Annotated in this window: 1 protein-coding gene; it reads left to right on the top strand. The window is 75.5% G+C overall.

Annotation, left to right across the window (positions count from 1 at the left end; all coding sequences use genetic code 11):
- Positions 1-10 precede the first annotated feature (10 nt).
- Positions 11-710 (top strand): DNA translocase FtsK 4TM domain-containing protein (locus AX685_RS16690; protein ID WP_197418665.1); only part of this gene is annotated, 700 nt, incomplete at its 3' end.

Raw genomic sequence — 710 nt, 5'->3', positions numbered from 1 at the left:
GGTTGAGTGGATGGCGAGCCGGGCTGGGGCGCCGCTGTGGCGTGAAACGGTCAAGGCAGGCGCGCTGCGCAGCGGGGCGTTGCTGCTGGCGATCCTGCTGTTCGCGGGCACCGTCGCGATGGCGCTCGCGCTCGCCAGCTATCGGCCGGGCGATGCGGCGTTCAATACCGCGGCGGGCGGGGTGACCGGCAACCTGCTGGGGGCGCCCGGCGCGTGGTTCGCGGATCTGGCGCTGACGCTGCTCGGCCCGGCGATCGCGCTGCTGCTGCCGATCCCGCCGATCGTCGCGGTGCGACTGTGGCGCGAGCAGCCCGCCGGGGAATGGCCGCGGATGCTGCGTTTCGCGCTGCTGGGCGTCTCGTTGATGGCGGTCGCACTGGGGTGCGTCGCGCCCGGCGCGGTGCCGGCGCTGCCGTTCGGCTGGGGCGGTGCGATCGGGCTGGGCGCCGTGGCGGGCGCGCGCGCCGGGCTGGCGCTGATCGGCGATGCGCAGGTGACGTGGTGGGGCGTCGTCGCGCTCGGCATCGTCGCGGGGATCGCGGGTGCGACCGTCTGGGGCCGCAGCCTGGAGATCGACTTCGCGCGCTTCACCCCGCGCGTGCGCGGCCGGCGCGCCGCGATCGACGGCGACGACGACATCTACGATCTCGACGACGATGACGAGGCGGATAGCGCGCCGTTCGTGCGCACCCCGGCCCCCCGCGCGGTGG

Origin of the sequence: Sphingomonas sp. CCH9-F2 (assembly GCF_001556735.1) — a bacterium.
Taxonomy (GTDB): domain Bacteria; phylum Pseudomonadota; class Alphaproteobacteria; order Sphingomonadales; family Sphingomonadaceae; genus Sphingomonas; species Sphingomonas ginsenosidimutans.
The sequence above is the reverse complement of the archived record's forward strand: the minus strand, read 5'-3'. Positions and strand labels throughout refer to the sequence as shown.